This is a genomic window from Streptomyces sp. A0958 (assembly GCF_004795035.1).
Lineage (GTDB): Bacteria > Actinomycetota > Actinomycetes > Streptomycetales > Streptomycetaceae > Streptomyces.
In genome coordinates, this window is record NZ_SSBK01000074.1 from 1 (window position 1) to 6,654 (window position 6,654).

Below are 6,654 nucleotides of genomic sequence, written 5' to 3' on the forward strand. Positions count from 1 at the left end.
CCCCCCGGGCCGCGGCACGCGCGGCGGCGGGCCCCGACCCGGCGTCCGGCTGCGGGGCGGGGGCGTGCGGGGCCGGCTGGGGGGCGACCGGGGCGTGGGCGAGGGCCTCGGGCCCGGGGACGTATCCCATGGCGGGCCCGGGGCCGGTCGTGGCGAAGGAGGCGCCCCGCTCCAGCCGGTCCAGCCGGGCCTGGAGGGAGCGCTCGTCGTCGAAGGCGGCGGGCAGCAGGACCCGGGCGCAGATCAGCTCGACCTGGAGCCGCGGCGAGGTGGCGCCGCGCATCTCCGTAAGCCCCTCGTTGACCAGGTCGGCCGCGCGGCTCAGCTCGGCGGCCCCGAACACGGACGCCTGGGCCTGCATCCGCTCCACGACGTCGGCCGGTGCGTCGATCAGCCCCTTCTCGCCGGCGTCCGGCACGGCGGCCAGGATCACCAGGTCGCGCAGCCGCTCCAGCAGGTCGGCGACGAACCGGCGCGGGTCGTTGCCGCCCTCGATGACCCGGTCCACGACCTCGAAGGCCGCCGCCCCGTCGCCCGCCGCGAAGGCGTCCACGATCGAGTCGAGCAGCGAGCCGTCCGTATACCCGAGCAGTGACGTCGCCATGGCGTACGTCACACCCTCGTCGTCCGCGCCGGCGAGCAGCTGGTCCATGACGGACATCGAGTCACGCACGGAACCGGCACCGGCCCGCACGACGAGCGGCAGGACGCCGTCGTCGACGTGGCTGTTCTCCTTGCCGCACACCTCGGCGAGGTAGTCGCGCAGCGTCCCCGGCGGCACGAGCCGGAACGGGTAGTGGTGGGTGCGCGACCGGATGGTGCCGATGACCTTCTCGGGCTCCGTGGTCGCGAAGATGAACTTCAGGTGCTCCGGCGGCTCCTCGACCACCTTCAGCAGGGCGTTGAACCCCGCCGACGTCACCATGTGGGCCTCGTCGATGATGTAGATCTTGTAACGACTCGACGCCGGCCCGAAGAACGCCTTCTCCCGCAGATCACGGGCGTCGTCCACGCCACCGTGCGAAGCGGCGTCGATCTCGATCACATCGATCGACCCCGGCCCGTTGCGCGCCAGGTCCTGGCAGGACTGGCACTCCCCGCAGGGCGTGGGCGTGGGCCCCTGCTCGCAGTTCAGACAGCGGGCCAGGATGCGCGCACTGGTCGTCTTGCCGCAGCCTCGCGGGCCGCTGAACAGGTACGCGTGATTGACCCGGTTGTTCCGCAGGGCCTGCTGGAGCGGGTCAGTGACATGCTCCTGACCGATGACCTCGGCGAACGACTCGGGGCGGTAGCGGCGGTACAGCGCAAGGGACGACACACATACGAGGTTATCGGGGCGGACTGACAACCGGCCCCGCCCCGGGCCCCCACCGGCCCCGGACACGCAAGGGCCCCCCACGCACCCGCCAGAGCCGACCTACCCTTGCTGCCTTCCGGCCCTGGGGGAGTTCAGTCAGATAGCGCCACGTGAGGGGCTGACGCCCACCTTAACCGATCCCCACCCCCGCAAGTCCACCTCCCCCGCCTCCACGAACACCCCCCGCACCCGCCGGACCCCCTCCCCGGGGAACGGGTTCGCGAGCACTCCTCAACGTCTTGTATTGTTTGCGGCGGAGGATTCGCCTAGTGGCCTAGGGCGCACGCTTGGAAAGCGTGTTGGGGGCAACCCCTCACGAGTTCGAATCTCGTATCCTCCGCCATTGCTCTCACCGGGCAATACGTCGAAGGGCCCCACCGCTTGCGGTGGGGCCCTTCGACGTTCGGGGTCTCAGTTTTGGTCTCAGTTGTGCGGGAGCGGACAGCCGCGTACCTCCACGCACAGGCATCGGCTTCCCTCTGCCGCGGCCCGGTCACGAGGTCGTGGTCGTCGATCGCACCAGGCCGAGACCTCCTGCGCGGCCAGCTCGAGACTCTGCGCCCCCTGCGTGGCCAGTCAGCCCCTTGAACTGGCAAGGAGAAGGGTGGACCGCGGCCTCAGTGTCAGCGGGACAAAATAGGATGCCCAGCGGAAGCTCCACGGCCCTGAGATCGCAAACGGACACGAGCAAGGACACCCCCAACTGATGGCAGTGACCCAGCAGGAGATCGAGAACCGACTGTGGGACGCCGCCGATGAGCTGCGCGTGGCGATGCCCGAAGCGCAGTACTCCTCTGTCGTCTTCCCCCTGATGTTCTGGAAGTACCTGTCGGATACCTGGGAGCACAACCACCAGGAGTTCCTGTCCCAGTACGAGGACCTGGACGGCCTCTCCCCCGAGGAAGCCCGCGAGATCGAGTACCGCGACCACCAGTCCTTCGAGATTCCGGTCATCCACGCCGGCACCGTCCAGGAACGTCGCGCATCTTGGTCGTCCATCCTCGCCACCGTTGCCCAGCACGGTCTCGGCCAGCGGGTTCGCGCATCCCTCCAGGCCATCGAATCCGCCAACCCTGACAAGTTCTCCCATCTGTTCGGATCCATGAACTGGACCTCCGAAGCGGCGCTGCCGGGGGAGGTGCTGGCGTCGGTCATGCAGGCGATGGACCGCACCCCCAAAATGCACGAGGGCAACATGTCCCACGACGTGCTCGGCGGAGCGTATGAGTACCTACTGAAGCGCTTCTCGGACGGTTCCGGCACCCGCGCCGGCCAGTTCTTCACCCCGCGCGAGGTCGTCGAGCTGATCATCGAACTGCTGGCACCCAAGAACCACGAGTCGGTGTACGACCCGACCTGCGGGTCAGGCGGCATGCTCATCGCCGCTGCGACCCTCCTGAAGTCCCACGGCGGGCGGGGATACACACTCAGCCTGAACGGGCAGGAGGCGGTAACGGACACTGCGGGCGTGGCCCGCATGAACCTCTTCATGCACAACCTGACCGAGTTCAAGGTCGAGATCGGTGACACCCTGAGGGACCCGCGCTTCAAGAAGCCGGACGGGTCCATCAAGCAATTCGACGTGATTGTCGCCAATCCGCCCTACAGCCTGAAGTGGAAGCCCTGGACCAACGATCCCCGTGCCATCGGAGGGGTCGCCCCACAGTCGTCGGCGGACTGGGCGTTCGTGCAGCACATGATCGCCAGCATGGACCCGAAAAAGGGTCGCGCGGGCGTCGTCCTGCCGCATGGCGTTCTCTTCCGAGCCGGCCAGGAGGCAGCTATCCGCCGACGCGTGCTGGACGATGACCTTCTGGATGCCGTGATCGGGCTGCCGGCGAACCTCTTTTACAGCACGACCATTCCGACCTGCATTCTCGTCTTCCGTGCCCCCGGCACCAAGGCTCCGGCACGGCAAGATGGCGTGCTGTTCATCGACGCCTCCGCACGATTCACCAAGGCCAAGAACCGCAACGTCCTCACTGACGTAAACATCACCGATGTCGTCACCGCCTACCACTCCCACTCCGACAGCGGCGACGAGGCCAGCCTCTCGGCACGGTTCGTTCCCACTGCAGAGATCGTGGCGAACGGGTACGACCTCAACATCGGCCGCTACCTCAAGCAGGCCGCCGCTGAGCAGGAAGACCTCAGCACCCTCATCGACGCATACAACATCGCCCGAGCCGAGCGCCAGAAGACCGAGGAGCGCATGTTCGCAGTCCTCTCTGCTGCCGGGATCGAGGGCTTCGATGAGTGACTGGCAGCAGATCAGCCTCGGTGACCTGGAGACCCCTACGCGCCGCAAGGTGGCCGTTCCCCCGCAGGGATCGAGGACTTCGATGAGTGACGATTGGGTTCTCACTACCTTCGGTGAGGTTCTGACTTCGGTCTCGCGCTTGCGCAAGGTCGCGGTCACAGATCTTGAAGCGATTCCCTACGCAGGAGTCCGCTGGAACGCCGAGGGTGTCTACCACAGGGACACCGTCTCTACCGAAGGGATCACAGGTAAGGCGGTCTACCGGATCGAGAAAGACGATGTGGTTTACAACCACATGTGGCCGACCAAAGCAGCGTTCGGCGTCGTCAAAGACGATACGGCGGGTTGCTATGTGACGAACCACTTTCCACTGTTCACAGTCAAGCCTCACTTTGCCATTCCTTCATTCATCGAGGCCACATTTCAGTACCCCGAGTTCCAGGCTGAGGCGGCGCGCCGTGCCGTTGGGACAACAGAGCGGAAACAGATCAGCAATGCGTCCTTCGCGTCACTCCCAATCTGGGTACCGCCATTGTCGGTGCAGGAGCGGATCGTCGAGATCATCGGGGCGGTGGACGACCAAATCACCGCGCTCAGCGTCGAAACTGAGACACTGGCAGCGATTCTTCGTCGCCGCCGAGCCGACCTCATGACCGACGGCTCTGTTGAAGCCGTGAGGGCGGAGCACGCCTTCGACTTTTCAACCGGAGTGCGCAGGACACCCGACAGGGCGACCGGCCCGTACATGACGCCCTACCTCCGCTCGGCAAACGTCGGCTACGGGAGGCTCGACCTGTCCGACGTACTTGAGATGAACTACGAACCAGCGGAGCGCGAGAAGTTCGGCCTCCGCTACGGCGACGTCGTGGTATCCGAAGGCAGCGCAAGCGCGAATGCGGTCGGAATGCCCGCCATGTGGCGAGACGAGCTGCCAGGACCAGTCTGCACCCAGATGACCCTGCTCCGTCTCCGGGCGATGGACGAGATCTGTATCCCCGAGTTCGTCTTCCACTGGAGCATGTGGGCCTACGAGTCCAGGGCCTTCCTCGACATCGCGGGGGGCACCAACATCAAGCACATCAGCGCCAAGCGTGCGAAGGGCATGGTTGTACGCCTACCGTCCCTCGACCGCCAACGCGAGATGTCAGTGGAACTTGACACGATGGAAGTTGCGTTGGCGTCGGCCCGAGCGGAAACCGCCCGCCTCCGCGAAGTCAAGGCAGGGCTGCTGCCGAGGCTGCTGAACCGCACCATCGACATCAAGTCCGCCGAGTTGTTGGAGGTCTGAGCCGTGGCGAAGGGCGTACGGGAACGCGAGTTCCAGAACCTTATGATCCAGTGGTCCCTCCCTATGGGTTGGGGCTACACAGCGGGCAGGTCGCTGTCGCGCGAGACGACGCAGACGGTGGTCGTCGGTGAGTTGCGGGACGCCATCGTCCGGCTCAACCCTGAAGTGATCGACGGGTTCGACGTGGACACCGTTGTCGAGGAGATCATCGCCACGGTCAACGCCGTCGATGGCGGGCTGGTGCGGGCCAACGAGCAGGTGCTGAAACTGCTGCGTGGGCACAAGGAGTTTCGGGGCGCCGACGGCGTGTGGCGCGCCTTGAAGGTCATCGATTTCGAGCACCCGACTGACCCGACCGCTAACACGCTGGTCCTGTCGGATGAGGTGACCATCACCGTCCCCGGCAAGACCCCTCGCCGGTTCGACCTTGTCTACTGGGTCAACGGCCTGCCTCTGGTAGTCGTGGAGGTGAAGTCTCCGACGGCGAAGTCCGGGTGGGCCGACGCCGCGCGTGAGATCAACGACGTTTACGCCACCGAGTATCCGTGGTTTTTCACCCCCAATGTCTTCTCGGTCGCCTCCGACGGGCTCAAGCTGCGGTTCGGGGCCGCCAGCGCGCCCCTGAACCAATGGCAGCCATTCCGGTCCACCGATGACGACGAGAATCTATCCGGGCAGGCCGACGTGCAGCGCTCCGTCGAGTTGCTGCTCAAGCCGGCCGCGGTCCTGGACATGCTCGGCAACTTCGTCCTCTTCTCCACCTCCGGAGGCGGGGCGGACAAGAAGTACCTGCCCCGCTACCCGCAGATGGAAGCCGCCCACCTGATCCACGAGCGGGTCCTGTCCGACGGTCAGAAGGGTCTGATCTGGCACCACCAAGGCAGTGGGAAGACGCTGCTTATGGTGTTCGCCGCCTCGCTGCTGCTGGCCGACACCCGTACCGAGTCGCCCACGATCATCCTGCTCTCGGACCGGACTCAGCTTGTCCGGCAGACCTCCGGGGTGTTCACCTCCGCGATGGGGGACGCCTACTTCCATCAGCCCGCCACCAGCAAGAAGTTGTGCTCCCTGCTGGCCGACGACGTGCGCGGCGTCATCTCCACGACCGTCCACAAGTTCGCCGACGCCGGCAAGGACCTGTCGACGCGGGGCAACATCATCGTGCTGGTCGACGAGGCACACCGCACCCAGTCCGCCGAGGAGGAGTCCCTGGCCGGGCAGATGCGCGCAGCATTGCCGAACGCGAAGTTCTTCGGCATGACCGGCACCCCTATCAGGAACCTCTCCACCAACACCTTCGCCCTCTTCGGTGAAGAGGCCGACCCGGACAGGGTGCTGCACCGGTATTCGGTGTCCCGCTCTCTGCAGGATGAAGCAACCGTCCCGGTCGTGCTGGACCCGCATCCGGTCCTCTTCGAGATGAATGACCAGGCGTTGCAGGCTGAGTTCGACCAGTTCGCCGACGAGTTCGACCTCGATGACCCGGACCGTGAAAACCTGTCCCGCAAGTTCGGGCGCCTCACCTCGGTGTTTGCTAACCCCGAGCGCATCCAGACGGTCTGCCAGGACATCGTGGACCACTACCTGGCCGGCGCCTACCGCAATGGCCTCAAGGCCCAGGTTGAGGTTCCCCCGCTGTGCGGGAGGTGTTGACTAGCTGGTCAGGGCGGGGTGACGTAGTTTCAGGTTCACTTGTTCGGTCGTTGCCTGGTTGGCGTAGTGCTTCTCCTCGTACTCGATCGGGCTGAG

4 protein-coding genes, 1 tRNA gene and 1 other RNA gene are annotated in these 6,654 nt (G+C 65.7%); 4 read left to right on the forward strand and 2 right to left on the reverse strand.

The features are described 5' to 3' along the window. Both E6P78_RS32200 and ffs read right to left on the reverse strand, forming a co-directional pair. A partial coding sequence (locus E6P78_RS32200; protein ID WP_136207166.1) for a DNA polymerase III subunit gamma and tau occupies positions 1-1,318 on the reverse strand: 1,318 nt, incomplete at its 3' end. 65 nt (positions 1,319-1,383) lie between these two features. After that, positions 1,384-1,480: signal recognition particle sRNA small type (ffs, locus tag E6P78_RS32205), an RNA gene on the reverse strand. Between the two features lie 132 nt (positions 1,481-1,612). On the opposite strand from ffs, the gene E6P78_RS32210 reads away from it, so the two are divergent. The 4 genes from E6P78_RS32210 to E6P78_RS32225 all read left to right on the forward strand — a co-directional run bounded on the left by E6P78_RS32210 (position 1,613) and on the right by E6P78_RS32225 (position 6,558). Further along, positions 1,613-1,700, forward strand: a tRNA-Ser gene (locus E6P78_RS32210). 363 nt (positions 1,701-2,063) lie between these two features. Then, positions 2,064-3,617 (forward strand): type I restriction-modification system subunit M, encoded by a 1,554-nt coding sequence (locus E6P78_RS32215; protein ID WP_136207167.1) that lies wholly within the window; start codon positions 2,064-2,066, stop codon positions 3,615-3,617. Beyond that, positions 3,610-4,905 (forward strand): restriction endonuclease subunit S, encoded by a 1,296-nt coding sequence (locus E6P78_RS32220; protein ID WP_136207168.1) that lies wholly within the window; start codon positions 3,610-3,612, stop codon positions 4,903-4,905. Before E6P78_RS32215 ends, E6P78_RS32220 begins: the two co-directional genes overlap by 8 nt. Before the next feature lie 3 nt (positions 4,906-4,908). Continuing rightward, complete coding sequence (locus E6P78_RS32225) at positions 4,909-6,558, forward strand: HsdR family type I site-specific deoxyribonuclease (protein WP_240799464.1); 1,650 nt, start codon at positions 4,909-4,911, stop codon at positions 6,556-6,558. The last annotated feature ends 96 nt before the right edge of the window (positions 6,559-6,654 follow it).